Annotated in this window: 8 protein-coding genes, 1 tRNA gene and 1 pseudogene; 6 read left to right on the plus strand and 4 right to left on the minus strand. The window is 62.2% G+C overall.

Annotated elements, in window-relative coordinates:
- The coding region (locus ACO48X_RS07395; RefSeq protein WP_485001449.1) for a helix-hairpin-helix domain-containing protein at window positions 1–1,669 on the plus strand (1,669 nt) is incomplete at its 5' end.
- Window positions 1,670–1,762: 93 nt separating this feature from the next.
- Window positions 1,763–2,368, plus strand: a complete 606-nt coding sequence (locus tag ACO48X_RS07400; RefSeq protein WP_485001450.1) for a hypothetical protein — start codon at window positions 1,763–1,765, stop codon at window positions 2,366–2,368.
- Between the two features lie 144 nt (window positions 2,369–2,512).
- Here ACO48X_RS07400 and ACO48X_RS07405 read toward each other — a convergent pair.
- Window positions 2,513–2,597: transfer RNA gene (locus ACO48X_RS07405), tRNA-Leu, on the minus strand.
- A gap of 167 nt (window positions 2,598–2,764) precedes the next feature.
- Between ACO48X_RS07405 and ACO48X_RS07410 the strand changes: the two genes are divergently transcribed.
- The 4 genes from ACO48X_RS07410 (at window position 2,765) to ACO48X_RS07425 (ending at window position 8,824) form a co-directional block, all read left to right on the plus strand.
- The gene (locus tag ACO48X_RS07410; protein ID WP_485001451.1) at window positions 2,765–3,886 is read left to right on the plus strand and encodes a GNAT family N-acetyltransferase; all 1,122 of its coding nucleotides are present in this window, start codon (window positions 2,765–2,767) and stop codon (window positions 3,884–3,886) included.
- Between the two features lie 10 nt (window positions 3,887–3,896).
- On the plus strand, window positions 3,897–4,238 hold the full coding sequence (locus ACO48X_RS07415) for a cupin domain-containing protein (protein WP_485001452.1): 342 nt from the start codon (window positions 3,897–3,899) through the stop codon (window positions 4,236–4,238).
- 1,134 nt (window positions 4,239–5,372) lie between these two features.
- On the plus strand, window positions 5,373–6,206 hold the full coding sequence (locus ACO48X_RS07420) for a glycoside hydrolase family 16 protein (RefSeq protein WP_485001453.1): 834 nt from the start codon (window positions 5,373–5,375) through the stop codon (window positions 6,204–6,206).
- Between the two features lie 110 nt (window positions 6,207–6,316).
- The gene (locus ACO48X_RS07425; protein ID WP_485001454.1) at window positions 6,317–8,824 is read left to right on the plus strand and encodes a M3 family metallopeptidase; all 2,508 of its coding nucleotides are present in this window, start codon (window positions 6,317–6,319) and stop codon (window positions 8,822–8,824) included.
- 1,035 nt (window positions 8,825–9,859) lie between these two features.
- Here ACO48X_RS07425 and ACO48X_RS07430 read toward each other — a convergent pair.
- The 3 genes and pseudogenes from ACO48X_RS07430 to ACO48X_RS07440 all read right to left on the minus strand — a co-directional run.
- Window positions 9,860–12,133 (minus strand): annotated as a pseudogene (locus ACO48X_RS07430) (S8 family serine peptidase); the annotation flags it as partial.
- A gap of 402 nt (window positions 12,134–12,535) precedes the next feature.
- A complete protein-coding gene (locus ACO48X_RS07435) occupies window positions 12,536–15,646 on the minus strand; it encodes a S8 family serine peptidase (protein ID WP_485001455.1) in 3,111 nt (1,036 codons plus the stop codon).
- A 487-nt stretch (window positions 15,647–16,133) separates the two neighbouring features.
- A partial coding sequence (locus ACO48X_RS07440) for a flagellar hook assembly protein FlgD (RefSeq protein ID WP_485001456.1) occupies window positions 16,134–16,904 on the minus strand: 771 nt, incomplete at its 5' end.

Raw genomic sequence — 16,904 nt, forward strand, 5'->3', positions numbered from 1 at the left:
CGGGCTCGTCAAATTCGACCTTCTCGGGCTCGGAATGCTCACGGCTTTGCGGAAGTCGTACACGCGACTGACCGACGCCGGAATCACGGGAAGCGACGGGAAGCCCCTCGGGCTTCACAACCTTCCCCAAGAAGACCCTCGCGTCTACACCCTGCTCCAAGCGGCCGACACGGTCGGCGTCTTCCAAGTCGAATCGCGCGCCCAGATGGCCACTCTTCCGCGCCTGCGCCCCGAATGCTTCTACGACATCGTCATTGAGGTGGCCCTCATCCGCCCCGGCCCCATCCAGGGCGACGCCGTCAGCCCCTACCTCGCAAGGCGCCGGGGCCGAGAACCCGTCACGTATCCGCATCCCTTGACCAAGCCGGCCCTGGAAAAAACCCTCGGAGTCCCGCTCTTCCAGGAACAGCTCATGCAAATAGCTATCGACGTCGCCGGTTTCACCCCGGCCCAAGCCGATCGGCTGCGCAAAGCGATGGGCGCGAAACGCTCGCACGAACGAATGTCCGAGCTCAAAAGCGAGCTGTATTCGGGGATGGCCTCCAAGGGCGTGCCCCCGGGCGTCCGCGAGGAAATCTATGACAAGCTCGACGCCTTTGCCGAATTCGGCTTCCCGGAGTCCCACTCCTTCTCCTTCGCCTACCTCGTCTACGCCTCGGCATGGCTCAAAGTCCACTTTCCCGAGCATTTCTACGCCGGAATGCTGGCGGCCCAGCCCATGGGCTTCTACTCTCCCCAGAGCCTTGTGGCCGACGCCAGGCGCCACGGCGTGCACGTGGCCTCCCCGTGCGTCGTGCGTTCGCTAGGCGAGGCGAGCGTGGGGAAACGCGATGCCGCAGAGCGCGACGGTGCGAAATGCGACGGAGAACGAGCCGAAACGGAATGCGATGAACCCGAGTGCGGCGACGGCGCCGCGGCTTTTGCGCGGCTCGTCGATCCCCATGGGGACCTGGAAGTGCGCCTCGGCCTCGATTCCGTTCGGGGCCTCGGCGCCGCAGCGGTTTCCAGGATTCTGAAGGCCCGCCGGGATGCGCCTTTCGCCGACGCGGCGGACATGGCCAGGCGCGCCAGGCTGAGGCGGGGGCAGCTCGAGGCGCTCGCTGCCGCGGGGGCTCTGCGGGCGCTCGGAATGGGCAGGCGCGAGGGAATATGGGCGGCTCAGGCCCTCGCCGACAAAACTGTTCAAGGAAAAGGCTGGTATCAGCCTGCCCTCCCGGGAACCGAGAGCATCGGCACCGCCCCGGCCCTTGACGAGATGACCGAGCAGGAGGCCGCGATCGCGGACATTTCCAGCACCGGAGTCTCTGCCGGGTCCTATCCCACGCAGTTTCTTCGCGGCGAACTGGCCGGCCGAGGGGTCCTGAAAATCTCCGACCTGGGGGAGACGCCTGTCGGCAAACGGGTGCGCGTCGCGGGAGTGGTCACGCACCGCCAGCGTCCGTGGACGGCCACGGGAGTCACATTCATCTCGTTGGAGGATGAAACGGGAATCCTGAACGTCGTGTGCTCAACAGGGCTGTGGGACCGATGCCGCCAGGTCGCAAGGAGCAGCCAGGGCCTCGTCGTCAGGGGGATGGTCGAACGCGGCGACGACGCCATGAACTTCGTCGCCGACGCTCTGGAGCCGCTCGCCCTTCCGGTCCAAGCCAAGTCACGGGACTTCCGCTAGCCCGCAATTCCCGAAAGGCGAAGCTTTGCCGTAGACGAACGGAGATTCCCGGCCGTAGACGGGAAACGGGGGCCTGCCCATAGAATTGTGCACATGTCGCTTATCAAGATCCTGTTCAAGGCTGCCCGCAAAGCGGGGCCCGCCGCGCTGCTCGCCGTCGTCCGGTACGGCCCCGAACTGCGGAAGCTCGTCAAAGACAACCCCCGCATGGTCGAATCGATGACCAAGCGTTTCCGTGCCGTCGCCGGCGCGAAGGAAGGCCCGTCCGACAAAAAGGGCCTGCATCGTCGCGTCGAGGTCCTCCACGAGCAGGTCACATACGTCTACGCCTCGGCCAACACGTCCGACGTCGCACGCCAAGCTGCGAAATGGCGGGAAGAGCTTGAACGGATCGATCACGCGATTCCCATCGTCGAGTCGATGAGCAGGCGCGAGCAGGCGGCCGAGCGCAAGAAGCTCGTCCGCAAACTCGACGAAATCTCCGCATCGGTGCTGGCTGCGACGGTGGAGGACGCCGTCGAGGACGCCCAGATCGTCGAAGAGAGCGATGAGGAGACGGGCGCAGGCGATTCCAAGGACGGAAAGAAAGGCGGCGCGGCCGGCGACGATGGCTCAGCCAAAAACGGCGGCTCAGCAAGAAACGGCGGCCCGGCAGGGAGTGACGGCTCGGCCGAAAAGGGCGGTGCGGGAGCAAACTGAGGCTCGGGCGCAAACGGAGAAGCCGGCACAAAGGGAGGAGCCGGCACAAAGGGAGGTTCGGCCGGAAATGGCAAATAGAAGCATATAGAACGCAATAATGCGGAAGGGTGCATCCCCTGGTGTGGGGATGCACCCTCTTGCTTGTGCGCGGAGGGGGACTTGAACCCCCACCCTCTATACGAGGACTAGCACCTCAAGCTAGCGCGTCTGCCTATTCCGCCACCCGCGCAGGTTGTTGAACGGAGCTTGTGGCTCCGAACAACGGATAAGAGATTACCATGCCTTTCTACCCGAATCAAAGCGAAAAGAGTGGGTTTCATGTGCCCTCGATCACCGGGAATTCCTCCCTGGATCAGCCGGCTGCTTAATGCGCACGTGCCATGTAGTCTTTGACCCATGGAACTCGCAACTCTCCGCACGCCCAGGCTCGTGCTTTCCCCGGTCGAGGCGTCCGACGTCGACACGATTGCAGAACTCTGCCAGGACCCCGAGATTCAAAAATGGACGACCGTTCCCTCGCCCTATACGCGCGAGTCCGCCGAGTTCTTCGTTGAGAGCGTGGCCAAACCGGGCTGGCAGGGGCATTCGCCCAATTGGGCGATTCGCCTCGCCGAAGGATGCCATTTGACAGACGACGCCTCCGCAGCCGAGCACCAACCCGAGGTCGAGCGCCAACCCGAGGTCGAACGCTCTCCGTTGATCGGAATAATCGGCATAAGGTCCGATTCCGTGGTCGGGGAAGTGGGCTTCTGGATGTCCCCGCAAGAAAGGGGAAGCGGCTATGCGGCCGAGGCTCTCAAGGCTGTGTGCGACTTCGCCTTCGAGGCAATGGGGTTGCAGGCGCTGACGTGGCGATGCGAGATACGCGACGGCGAGCCCAACTGGCCGTCTATGCGCGTGGCATGGAAAGCCGGTTTCACCCTCGAAGGGGTGTCCCGGGGCATGCTGTCGAACAAGGGCAAGGCCTTCGACGTCGTGATCGGATCCCTCCTGCCGAGCGATTCCCGCGAACCCAAGGGGCCGTGGACCGGCCCTGCGAAACGGCGTCCCGGCTTCGGGGATCCGAACCGCCCTGAGGATCTCGTCCGCCAGTTTCACGACGTTTACTCGCTGCCTGTCGTCGAAGACGGCCCCGACGCCGGCCGCGAGCGCGTGCACATGCGCCTGGCCCTCGTGGCCGAGGAATTCGCCGAGCTCGTGGGGGCGGTGTACGGCCGGGCCGCTCGCGAACGGATCGAAGCCGCTTTCGAAGAGGCGCGCAAGCTCGACGACGGCACGCGCGACACCGTCGAAACGGCCGACGCTTTGGGCGACATCGTCTACGTCGTCTACGGCATGGCGCTCGAGCTCGGGATCCCCCTGAGCAGCGTTCTGGCCGAGATTCAAAGCTCGAACCTGTCCAAGCTCGGCGAGGACGGCAAGCCGGTTCTGCGCGAGGACGGCAAGGTGCTCAAGGGGCCCGACTACTGTCCGCCGGACATCCGCTCGGCCCTGGGCCTGGCTGAGCGAGACGAGTAAATCGCGTGCCATGGCTGACCTGACCGCGCTCGCTGCGACCAACCTCGACAAAGCCCTTGCTTCCCAAGCCGGCAAGAGCGCCGACGTCGTCGCCCGCGACGGCGTGCTCCGCCAGACTGTCATTGCTTTGCGCGAAGGCACTCGCCTCGGCGCCCACAACTCGCCTCCGGCCGCCTCGCTCCAAGTCCTCGTCGGCAAGGTGCGGGTCGAGATAGGCGAGAGCCAACAGGGCGAGTTCTCCGCCGGGGAGATATGGGTTCTCACCCACGAACGGCACTCTGTGCTCGCGTTGGAAGACGCCGTCTTTCTTCTGACCACCGTCACGTCGACGGGCGAGGGCTCCCACTCTTGAAAGCCGGAATTTCGGTCGCATTTTGACAGTCGAAGCTCGGCCGCCGGACGTCGGAAAACCGGCGACGTCGCCGTGCTGGCCTTTTGACGTCGTTGCGCACGCCGGGCCAAATCGTTCCAGCCCCAGATGCCGGGGCAAACGGGAAGGCCTGCGGGCATAGTCGGGGCCCGCCCCGACAGAAGGCGGGCCCCGATCGGCTGTCACGCCGATGGGCGGTCCCGATTGAGGAATCCGTGCAGGTAAGGGAGGTGATGCCTGCACGGCCCTATTGGCCAATCGGTCCCGACCCCTGCCTCTTCGGACCCGTCACGTAAAAGCCCTCGGAGGCCGTCGCTCGTGTTCTCCGCATTTGCATGCGGCGTATCTACTGGCGACAAGTCAATGTTAACCTTTTCAACTACATAAAGAAAGAGGCGCGCACGAATATGGGGAGCGCGTCCCTGAATCGTGCTGCGCAAGGCCGACGTCAGACGTTCTGTTGAGAGGACGAGCTTCCCGCGATTGGGGGAAGGCAGGCCGGGGCCTCAGCGTGAAATCTCGGTAAAGGATGTTTTCCCTTGACGAATTTCGGTTGAACGAGGCAGGGGAAGATAGTTGAAGGAAGTCGAGGCGCTGTGAAGGCGGTTGAACGCAAGCGGCGTTGCAGCTCCGCAAGCAGTTATTTTCCGGCTGTCGTGCAGTCGTTTAGTTATAATAATACTCAACAGTAAAATGAGACGCTTTAAAAAGGACCGTTACCTCCTTGATTTACTTAACCTTGTCGTCACTTGTTTTGTCGGGAAGCTCGTCGGTCGATTTTTCAGAAAGTGCTTGACGTTTGATGATAGTGTGATTCATACTAGAAGGCAGTTGAATAGTAGATAGCTAGTTGACAGAGTGCAGCCAGTGCGTCGTTCGGGTGTCACTGGGGTAAAGAAGCGGACGAATCGATCTGCGTTTTCTGTTGTTTCGCGGGTCGATGCGGTTAGTTGTTGAAAGGAGGGGGATATGTCCATCCCTCGTCGGGCCTCAAGGGCCGTTTGCGCAATGTTGGCCGTTGCCGGGACCGTGCTCGCTCCAAACGTTGCGTCGGCTGCCGGAAACGGTCGCCACACTTCGACGCCGCCGATCGAAGCGGCCAAAGGCCGCTCGCCGGTGAAACCGAATGCCGCCGGGGCGGAACACGGAGGTTCGGACCGCCTTCAAGGTTGGGGCAATCCCGTTTTCAGCGACAATTTCGATGACGCCTCCCTGCCCAAGTGGAACGTGCGGGACAACTGGCGGCTCAATCAGGACAAAGCCGTAACGAGTAAACGGAATGTGAAGGTCTCCGACGGGCGGCTGACGATTCGCACCAAGCGTCTGGCCAAGGCTGACGTTCGCGACGCCTCCCGCCGGTACTCCAGCGGCTACCTCGACACGGTCGGAAAGTTCTCGCAAAAATACGGACGTTTCGAAGTGCGCGCCAAACTTCCCACGGTCAAGAACAATTCCCGCGGCGTCTGGCCGGCTTTTTGGCTGCGTCCCGACGACGGCCAGGGAAACGAAGGGGAGATCGACGTCTTCGAGGCCTACGGCACGCCCGCCCAAGGCAAGACGGACGTCGATCCCTACGGCAGAAGCGAGGCCACCGCGCACGTTTATCAACCCGGCCGGCACGGAGGGCTGCAGGCTCCCGAAGGACGAAAGAAGAAGAACGCGTGGACTTCCCAAAGCATCAATCTCAACGACGGAAAGTTCCATACATGGGCAGCGGAGTGGACGCCCAGCAGGATCACCTTCTTCATCGACGGGCGGAAGTATCACGAAGTGACGAAGAAAACCTGGGGCTCAGCTACATGGAACAAGTTCTTCACAACCGACAAGTTCAATATTCGTCTCAACGTCCAGGTCGGCTCCTCCTATTGGGGGTTGCCTGAACCGGGGAAGACGGCAGATTCCACCGAATTCGTCGTCGACTACGTTCGGGCCTGGGCATACCGGGGCTAGTATTCACGCTTAGCCCCTTTCACGCAGGATTTCGCCGCTCGCACCGGGATACGCGCCCCCGGGCGGGCGGCGAAGTCCGTCCAGGCGCACAGAATCGATAAAATCTGACCATGGAGGACTTTGGATTACCCGATTTCGCCGACGTCGCCCCCGATCGGCTCGAAGCCGACATACGCGAGAAGCTCGAGGGCCATCGCGCGCTCGTGGAAGCGATCGCGTTGTCTCAGGCTCCGGCAACGGTCGAAAACACGCTTCTTCCCCTCGAACTGGAAACCCAGCGTTTGGAGGAGGCCGTCGATGTGCTTCACACGTTTGCGGCCTCCGTCGGCGGCGACGAATGGCATGCCGTCGAGGCCAGGCTCAACCCCCTCATAGTCGAGCACGAAGACGACGTCTACCTCGACTCGCGGCTGTACGACCGCTTTAAGGCGCTGGCGGCGGCCGAACTCGGCCCGGAAACGGCTTGGTGCGTGTCAGAGCGCCTTAAGGCGTTTCGCGCCCACGGCTGCCACCTTGACGCCGCCGCCCAAGAGCGGCTGCGCACGATCAACAAGGAGACGGCGGACCTGACGACCGAGTTCGGGCAGCTGGCGCTCAAAGCCCAGCTTGCCGGATCGGTCCCGTTGACGGAGGAGGAGGCCGAAGGCCTGAGCGATTCCCAAAAGGCCGGGTTGGCGGCCGACGCCGAATCGAACCCGGAACTGGCGAAAGGCAAGCCCTGCCTCGTCGTCCTCCGCCTTCCCACTCAACAGCCCGTCCAATCCGCCCTCGCGCGCCCCGACGTCCGTCAGCGGATTTTCGAGGCTTCGACGAGCCGGGGCGACGGGAGCGACCCCGCGACGGACACCCGCCGCATCGTCCTCGCGCTCGCGCGCCTTCGGGCCGAAAAGGCGCAGCTCCTCGGCTACTCCACCTACGCCCAGTATGTCGCCGCCCAGGAAACGGCCGGATCGACGCAGGCCATTCACAGCCTTCTCGAGCCGATGGTCGAACCCGCCCAACGCAACGCCGAGGCCGAGCACGAGGCGCTTGAGGCATACGCCGGGACCCCTGTCGCCCCGTCTGACTGGCTTTACTTCCGCGACGCGCTCGCCCGCGAGCAGTTCCAGCTCGACAACGAGGCGCTGGTGCCCTATCTGGAGCTGACGAACGTCGTCGAAAGAGGCGTCTTCTACGCCGCGAACAGGCTTTACGGACTGACGTTCGCCGCGAGGCCGGACCTGCGCGGATACGCCGAGGACGTCAAAATATGGGAGGTTCGCCGCGAGGACGGCACTCTCGCAGGCCTCTTCCTGGGGGACTATTTTGCGCGGGCCGGCAAGCGAGGCGGAGCCTGGATGCACACAATCCGGCAGGCTTCCCGCCGAGGGGGAGGCTGCGTCGTCGTCTGCAACAATCTCAACGTCACACGACCGCCCGAGGGAGAGCCTGCGCTGCTGACATGGGACGAGGTCGAGACGGCCTTCCACGAATTCGGGCACGCTCTGCACAGCTTGCTTTCCGACGTCGAATGGCCTTCCGCCGCCGGCGCGAGCGTTCCGCGCGACTTCGTCGAGTACCCTTCGCAGGTCAACGAAATATGGGCCAGGCATCCGGAGGTGCTGTCGAACTACGCCCGGCATTTTGCCACGGGCGAGCATATGCCGGAGGAGTTGGCGGCCTCGCTGTCCGCCGCCGACGGCTTCGGCGCGGGGTTCCAAATGTCTGAAATGCTGCAGGCCGTGCTTTTGGACCAAGCCTGGCACGACCGCACGCCCGCCGACCTTCCCGAGAGCCCCGACGACGTCGAAGAGTTCGAAAAGGCGACCCTCGAGAGGCTTGGAATCGCGAGCCCCTGGATCCCGCCCCGGTACCGAAGCTGCTACTTCAACCATGTCTTTTCCGGCGGCTATTCCGCCGGCTACTACTCCTACCTGTGGAGCGAGGCCCTCGACGCCGACACTGCAGACTGGTTTTGGACGGTTGCCGCGAAAGACGGCGACGGCGGCCTCAATCGCGAGGCGGGGGCGAGGATGGCGGCTGAAGTGAAATTCGCGCAATCCCCTCGAGGGCTTCGAAAGGCTCCTTGGACGCCCGGTCGACACCCGGGCGTTGCTGCGGCGCAAACGCCTGCTCTGAAACGCGTGCCGACGAAGGATTCGGGATGGCCCGGGCTTCCATTCGCCAAAGGGGCGGGGACGCCGTCTGCCAAGAGGCTCGGGCTGCCAATCGTCAAAGGCGCCCAACCGCGAGCCGATGGGGCTGCGGTTGGGCGTCTTTTCACCGAGGCGGTCTGGACCGCCTCGGGTTGCCCGCTACGGGTGCGTGGCGGGGGTGTGCTTGCCGGAGCCGGTCCAGTTGCCGGTGAGCACGGCGGTGTCGGGTTGGGCGAAGGTATGGGTCGCGTCAGCGTTCCCTCCGCTCAACGAATTTCTCAAGTGATAGACGTTGGCTCGGCGAATTGCGAAGGTGTCTTTCCCGTCGCCGTTCCAGTCTCCGACCAGGTAGGCGTCGCCCTTCCGTCCGTATATGAAGTCGGCGTCGGCGTCGCCTCCGGTCAGAGTGTTCTTGATGTAGATGCGGTTGCCTCGCACGACGGCTACGCTGTCCTTGCCGTCGCCGTCGAAATCGCCGGCTAGGAACGCATCCCCTTCGCGTCCATAGGTCAGGACCGCGTCGGCGTCGCCTCCGGTCAGAGTGTTCTTGATGTAGATGCGGTTGCCTCGCACGACGGCTACGCTGTCCTTGCCGTCGCCGTCGAAATCGCCGGTCAAGACGGCGTCGTCCGCGCGTCCGTAGGTGAAGGACTTGCCTTCAAATGTGAAGGTCGCACCTTGTCGAACAATGAAGCCGTCCTTGCCCTTCCCGGTGAAGTCGCCGGCGTACGGGGTGCCTTTGCCGATGGGCGTGGCAGGCTGGGCCGAGTCGGCGGTCCAATCGGTGTAGGTGGTGACAGTCGATCCGCCGGGATCGGCTGTCGGGGACGGGCTCGGCTTAGGCGAGTCCGTGGGGGTCGGACTTGGCTGGGCGGTCGTCGGCGTCGGGTTGGGCGACTCGGTCGGCGAGGCCGTCGGCGTCGGGTCCGCGTCGGTGAGTGAACGGACGACGAAGGGCGGGGTCTCGTAACGTTCAGAGGCGTCCTTCGAGTTTTGAGGGTGGCCGGTGCCCTTGGTCACGACTACGGACATGACGTAGCGACCGTCGTCGGCCATCTGCAGCTTGCCGCCTTTCTTGATCCTTCCATCCCAGGAGAACGTCTGGAAGCTCCTGTCCGCGCCGACGCCGTCGTTGTCGTACACCTGATGCACCGGAACCGTTTGGCCCTGCTTTTTGCCGTCGGGGCCTACGGCGTTGACGTATATTTTCATGTTTTTGACGGGAGTCTCCACATGCAGACGGACTCTCGGGACGTCGTAGCCCTTCATGGAATACACGTGGTCCTTTTCAGTCACCTCTGCATACTGCGCATTGTCGTCTGCGCAGTCAGAGGCCACAACACGGCCGTTCGGGCACGAGGAGACGCTCACGAGCGAGGGCGAGACGTTGTACTTGTCCTCGGGCCTGCGGCCTACAAAGCTGAGGGTCTGGCTGTCGTAGAGATCGCCGTACGTCCATTTCGAACTGATTGCCTCCCTCGATTCGTAGTCTCCGTTGAGACCGGCGAAGGGAATCCGCTGAAGGCGCCCGTCGTCGTCCTTCAACGTGATGTAGCCGCCGTACATCGTCATGTGGGGGAGCTTCGTCTCCACCGCTGTTCCCGTTGCGTAGGAACTGTAGGCGCTGGGCGGGGTGACGGTTGCCTTCACCGTTCGCGTCGAATGGGCCGGAACCGTCACCTTGTCCGCGGAGAACGCGACCTTGGTGTTCAGCCCCGGCGCATACTGGAGAAGGGTGTTCGGCCCGTACGTTCCTGCCGCATTCAGATCGGAGCCGAGGGTGTACGTCTTCTCCTTGTCGGAATTGTTTGTGATCGTCAGATCGGTTGGATTGTTCGAATCTGTGTCGCCCAGGGAAATCTTCGACGGGGTCACAGTGGAGACTCGCTTTTCCTTCCCGGGGGCGGCATAGGAATTCGCTTGGGAAACGGCGGCAGGAATGTCGATGAGACCCGCGCCCTGGTGTTGGACGGGCTCTTGAATCCGCGCCTGCGAGGGGAATCCGCGCTGTATCGGGTAGGAAAGGAGAACGGGGTCGGCCGTGTTCTGGAGCACAGCTTTCACTGCGTCGGGGGAGGCCGACGGATTGGATTCGAGCACCAGCGCGGCTGCTCCCGCCGTGTGCGGAGCGGCCATCGAGGTTCCCGAGAGTTCGGCGTAGCCCTTCTTCGCGGTCTGTTTGTCCAAAGGATAGGCGGATGTGATCTCGCCGCCGGGGGCGAGGACGTCCGGTTTGAGCTTGAGGTCGGCCGTCATTCCCCACGCCGAGAAGGTGGAGACCATCGTGGCCGTATCGGGGTCGACGATCGACTCTTGCTTGTCCGTCCAGGTGATCACAGGGTTGTTCCCCGCGCCCCTCGCTATGAGCCCTTCGAGCTTTTCACCCTGCTCCTTGGTGATCGTGCCGACCGGGAGATCGGTTGTCGGATGGATCGAAGCCCTGACGACGCCGTCTTCATTGTTGTAGATCAACAGGCCGACGGCGCCGTCGGCCTGTGCGGCGGCGGCCTTTTCGGCAAAGGTGGAATCGCCTCTGGCAACCAGCGCCACCTTTCCTTCGAAAGGCTTCCCGGGAAGGTCGACCGCTCCGGTCTTCTGCCCGTCCGGGTATGTGGCGAGCTGTGCGCTTCCAGTCGTCGGAGGGACGGCGGCGCCGTCGACGGGCATGTATGTGTAGGAGGCGCCGTCGGCCGTCGTGAAGGTCGACAGAAGCAAACCGTTGTTGTCCACCGACCCTACGGCGACGGCCTTGGAGGACACCGCCGGGGCGCTGCCCGAGAACGTGCCGTGGGCGCCTTCGTTCCCCTGAGAGACAGTCAAGACCACGCCGGAATTGACGAGGGCGTCTGCGGCGACGGCGGTGGGATACTCCGGCCATGTCATGTAGGGCGCGCCAATCGACATGTTGACAACATTCATGCCGTCCCTCGAGGCGCGCTCCATCGCGGTGAGCATGACGCCCGTGTCGGTTGAACCGTCACACCCGAAAACCCTGTACGCGCCCAAGAGCGCGTTCGGCGCGACGCCACGGAAATTGCTTGTCGGGTCGTTGCCTGCCGCGATGCCCGCGACGTGGGTTCCGTGTCCGTGGCAGTCGTTGGGGACCGAGTCGGGGACGGCATTGGGATCGTAGGCGTCGGAATTGATGTCCGCATTGTACCTGTCGCCGACGAAGTCGTATCCGGCGACGACCTTGGACGTGGGGAAGGCCGCCGATCCGGGCACGCCCGATCCGCCGAAGGCGGGATGGTCGATGTCGATGCCGGTGTCGATGATCCCGATTTTCATCCCTTTGCCCGTAAGGCCCAACTCTTTGTGGGCGTAGGGGACGCCGGTCATCGCACCGGCCCTTCGCATTTGCGGGAGAACCTTGGACTTTTGGTTCTTCGGCATTGCGACGCTGAGAACGGGGAAGACGGCTTTGACGTTAGAGGCCTTGACGACTTCTTCGAGCCCCGCCTTGTCGGTTTTGACAACCACCCCGTTCCACAGACGCGAATGCTTCTCGGTCACTTGCACTCGCGACGAAACGTCCGAGCCGAAAGTCTTTTGCTGGGAAGAGATCGCCTGCGGCGACCCTCCCGATATCGTCGGCTTCGATGCCAGCTGCACGAACCATTTTCCGGTGAATCCCGGCGTGCTTTCCGCTTTCTTTTGGAGGCCGTTCGGGTCCAAAGGCGTGGGAGGAGTTTTGGGGGGATCGGCGTGAATCGGAGAGGCGACGACGCCGATCGCGATCCCGATGGCGCTGAAAAACGCGAGCGAGCGTCCGCGCCAATGAGAGTATTTCATGGATATTTCCCTTCATTTTCAGGGCCTGTTGGTGAGTCAGGCTACCCAGAGTCAATTATCTGCGCGATCGGTTCCGGAATCAACGGTTAATTTTATGTAAGTTGCCGTGGCCTCAAATTTGAGGCCACGGCAACTCGTTATATATTGATTTATCTTCTACTGTTCTATTGCTTTAATTCAGTTGTGTTACGCCTTGTTTTTCCTTTCTTATTTGTGGGCGAATGCCGACTTGACTTGCCGTTGTCCAATGGAAAGTCCCCGAGTGTCTGGCTGAAGGCTTTGGGCAACCAGCTGGCCATTCGTCTCGTGAAATGTCCAGCACATGCGCCGGGCCATTGCTGGCCTTCCGCTGAATGTCATGCTTTCACCAGGTTCCGTTGCTCTCATCAGGCTCCCGTCAGATCATTTGCGGGTGTGCTGCGATGTTTTCGCGGATCCGGCTGGAGGGGTCGCTGTGGGACGTTGCGATCCCGACGGCGACTGGGCGGGCTGCCCCGTCGGTTTGGCGGACGATGTTGTTTTGGCCGTTGGGTTTGCCGTCGGCGAGGCCGTCTGGCTCGGCGTCGGCGATGCCGTTGGGCTCGGTGTGGCTCCGGGGTTGGATCGGACGACGAAGGGCCGGGATGTGAACACATCGGTGTTCTTGCCGTTTTGGGCGTGGCCTGTTCCCTTGGTCGCGGTCACCTCCAAGACATACCGCCCGTCAGGAACGGGAGCCTTCCCGTTGCCCGAGGCGACCTTCCCGTCCCAGCCGATGTCCGTGATGCCGGGCTTGAACCCGTATCCATTCAAGCTGAAGACAATGTTGTCTTTGGCTATGGGCTTGCCTTTCGAGCCGTCCGCGTTCGCGTGATAGGCGGCCACCTCGAGTTTCGAGACGGGATTCTCGACGTGCATGATCACACGAGGCACGTCGTACCCCTTCATCGAGTACACATGGTCGTTTTCCTCCACCGGAGCGTAGTCTGCTTGACTGTCTCCGCATTCGATTTCTACGACGCGGCCGTTCGGACAGGACGAAACGACGCCTAGGCTTGGCTGTATGTTCAGGGGATCCGTGGGTTCGTGTCCCGTCTGTTCACGAGTGTCTTTGGGAACTGCGTCGCCGTAGGTCCATTTGGAGTGGAGGAATCCGAGTGATTCGTAGTCGGCGTTTAGGCCTGCGAAGGGGATGTGTTGGACGGTGTTGTTCGAGCCTTTCAGTACGAGGTATCCGCCGTAGATGGTGGGCCAGGGAAGTTTCTTGGCCGTTCCTTTGTCGGTGTAGGTGCTTGGCGGGGTGACCGTGGCCTTGACCGTCCGTGTGGAGTTGGCCGGGACTGTGACCGTTTTCGCCGAGAAGGACACCTTCGTGTTCAATCCGGCAAAATAGCTGGGGATCTCGTTGGGTCCGGCGGTGCCGACGGGGCTGACGTCGGAGGAAAGTGTGTAGGTGACCTCCTTGTTTGACCGGTTGGCAATCGTCAGCTCGGTCGGATCGTTTGAGTCCGTGTCGCCCAGGGAAATCTTCGACGGGGTCACCGTGCTCGGCACGGCATCCGAGGCGATTTTCGCATGCGAATGGGCCTGAGCCACGGCCGCAGGAACATTGATCAACCCCGCCCCCTGCCGGTGGATCGGCTCCTTGGCAGTACGATCGAATCCGTGGGACTCGAGAGCAGCGAAAGTGACTGATTTTCCGGTGTTTTGCAGGACTGTGCGGACGTCGCCGGGATTCAGCGCCGTATTCGACTGCAGCAGCAGCGCCGCGGCGCCGGCCGCGTGCGGAGAGGCCATCGACGTGCCATATCTGAAGCGATATGCGTTGTCTCCCTGTTTCTTTGTCGGGATAGCGGCGTAGACGCTTTCGCCTGGGGCGAGGACGTCCGGCTTGACCGTCAGATCCGCCGCCGGGCCGAAAGACGAACTGAAGGCGACTAACCCACCGTCTTCACGGCGAATCGCAAATTCCTCGTCTGTCCATTCGATTGAGGCAGGTCCGGCAGCAATTGTCGTTTCCAGCTTTTTAGCTTCGGCGTACTTGATCTGGATGACCGGAAGTTTTGGCCCGGGTTTGCCTTCCGCAATCTTAAAAAGCGGTGCGATAGAATCTGATTCGTCGTAGAAGACGACTGCTGCTGCGCCGTCCTTTTCCGCCGCTGCAAACTTCTGATCAGCAGCAGCATTGCCTCCGAGGGAAACGAGGACGGCTTTGCCTTTGAAAGGCGTGCCGGGAAGGTCGACGCCGCCTGTCTTCTTCCCGTCAGGGTAGGTTGCGAGTTCGACTTTTCCAGCAGTAGGCGGCCACGGGCTTCCCGCCACACTGTCGTAAGGCACGAGTTTTCCGTCGGGGCCCCTAAAGGTGTTTGATGATATCTCGCCGCTGTCCACTGAGCCGACGCTGATTGCCTTGCGCGCTACGGAGGGGGTGTTGGTGGAGAAAACTCCCGATTCTCCCTCGTTTCCAGCTGCGGAGGTCAGGACGATGCCCGAGTCGGCCATGGCGTCCGCTGCCGTAGCGACAGGATAATTGGGCCACGACGCGAATGGGAGGCCCAAGGACATGTTTACCACGTCCATGCCGTCCTTGGTTGCGCGCTCCATCGCCGCGAGCAAAACGTCTGAATCGAATCCGCCTTCGCATCCGGCGATTTTGTAGGCGCCGAGCTTGGCGTCGGGGGCGACGCCTTTGAATTTCTTGGTGGCGTCGTTTCCGGCGGCGATGCTGGCCACGGAAGTTCCATGGCCCATGCAGTCTTTGGGAAGTGGATCGGGCTTAGGCACAGGATTGTACTTGTCAGAGGAGGAACTGCCGTTGTATTCGTCTCCGACGAAGTCGTATCCGGCGACGACCTTGGACGTGGGGAAGGCCGCCGATCCGGGCACGCCCGATCCGCCGAAGGCGGGATGGTCGATGTCGATGCCGGTGTCGATGATCCCGATCTTGACACCCTTGCCCGTCAACCCCAACTTGTTTCTGGCCTCCGTGACCCCTGTGAGCTCTCCCGAGACGTTGAGATTCGGTTTGCCGTCTTCTTTCTGAGCGGGTTCCTTCGGAGGCTTGGACGCCAGGACGGGGAAGACGGCTTTGACGTTTTTGGCTTGGAGTATTTTGTCCAGGTCTTTGTCTTCGGCCTTGACGGCGACCCCGTTCCAGACTTTCGAGTAGGAGTCGGTGACTTTGACGTCTTTCGGGGCCGCATTGCGGAATACTCTCTGCTGAGCGGCAATCGTTTTTGTCGACCCGCCTTTGATGGTGGGTTTTTCGGAGAATTGGACGAACCACTTGCCGGCGAACCCGGGGGAGGCGTGTGCCTTGCCCTTCAGGGCTTGAAGCCTCTGTTGAACGTCTTTGTTCTTCTGGGCGGCGTCGGCTTGCTTTTGGCCGCCGGTTTTCTGTTGGACGCCGCTGGGGCCTGGCGGCTTGGGCGTGCCCTCGGCCTGGGCCGCCTGCGGAGCCAAAGCCCCCGCGCCTATGACGGCCATCGCCGAGACTAGGCCGACGCGCGCCCTCCATTTTCTGCTGCGTATCATGTCCGCTCCCTTGCTTGCAGTGCGAGCCCGCCCGCCTCCGGGAAGCGGTTCAGAAGACTTGACGTCCGAAGCGATTTGGAATCTTCTTTCCTTCTGAGCCCATCGGAAAGCTTGCCGGAACTGGTCCGAAAGCTTGTCCGAATCGGCTTCGGCGCTTGCCGCCTTGGCCGGCTCGGCGGTCCGGTGCTCAATGACAATGCGGGTGCGTGCGTAAGCGCCCGCGAGATCATTCTATGACCTCCTACGCCTTTTGTCAGTTATGTTTTAATGATCAACAGCCTTTGATTTAAGCGACTAAATCGGAGGGCGGGGAAAAACGGTTGCAGTTTTAAGATACGGTCAATTTTGGTGCTTGAAGTTCAAGCTCTGTTATCGGAGTTCAGGCTCTGTTGCATGAGCGCCTGGAATCGCCTGCTGCTTGCATGGAAGTGGTCGTGAACCCGAATCCGGAGTCACGACCACTCACTCTGTATTGAAGGATCTTGTTCTACCTCACCCGCGTGCGCGGCGCACCGCCTTCGGGAGTGCCCGTCGGTTTCGCCGACGGGGTTCGGTCTGCCGTCGGCGACGTCGTCGAGTCAGACGATGAGGTCGGGCTGGCCGTTGGGTTTGCCGTCGGCGAGGCCGTCTGGCCGGGGGAGGCTGTCGGGCTCGGCGTCGGCGATGCCGTTGGGCTCGGTGCGGCTCCGGGGGTGGAACGGACGACGAAAGGCCGGGACGTGAAGGTTTCGGTGTTCTTGCCGTTTTGGGCGTGGCCTGTTCCCTTGGTCGCGGTCACCTCCAAGACATACCGCCCGTCAGGAACGGGAGCCTTCCCGTTGCCCGAGGCGACCTTCCCGTCCCAGCCGATGTCCGTGATGCCGGGCTTGAACCCGTATCCATTCAAGCTGAAGACAATGTTGTCTTTGGCTATGGGCTTGCCTTTCGAGCCGTCCGCGTTCGCGTGATAGGCGGCCACCTCGAGTTTCGAGACGGGATTCTCGATGTGCACGACGACGTTGGGAACGTCGTATCCGTTCATCGAATATGTGTGATCGTCCTTTGAAACAAGCGACAGCGTGGCGTCAGGGCATTGGGCGTCCACGACGCGGCCGCTCGGGCAGGATGAAACGAAGGCCAGGTTCGGCTCTATGTATATCTTGCCCGCATAATCGTCGCTCGGCGGCTCGTTGGGCGTCAGGTCGTTCGCCGTCCACTCAGAGCGGAGGAATCCGAGTGATTCGTAGTCGGCGTTTAGGCCTGCGAAGGGGATGTGTTG

Source organism: Peptidiphaga sp. (genome assembly GCF_057238965.1).

Coding starts and splice junctions, on each gene's coding strand:
- ACO48X_RS07400 (WP_485001450.1), top strand. CDS start 1,763: ATGTCGCTTATCAAGATCCTGTTCAAGGCTGCCCGCAAAGCGGGGCCC.
- ACO48X_RS07410 (WP_485001451.1), top strand. CDS start 2,765: ATGGAACTCGCAACTCTCCGCACGCCCAGGCTCGTGCTTTCCCCGGTC.
- ACO48X_RS07415 (WP_485001452.1), top strand. CDS start 3,897: ATGGCTGACCTGACCGCGCTCGCTGCGACCAACCTCGACAAAGCCCTT.
- ACO48X_RS07425 (WP_485001454.1), top strand. CDS start 6,317: ATGGAGGACTTTGGATTACCCGATTTCGCCGACGTCGCCCCCGATCGG.
- ACO48X_RS07435 (WP_485001455.1), bottom strand. CDS start 15,646: ATGATACGCAGCAGAAAATGGAGGGCGCGCGTCGGCCTAGTCTCGGCG.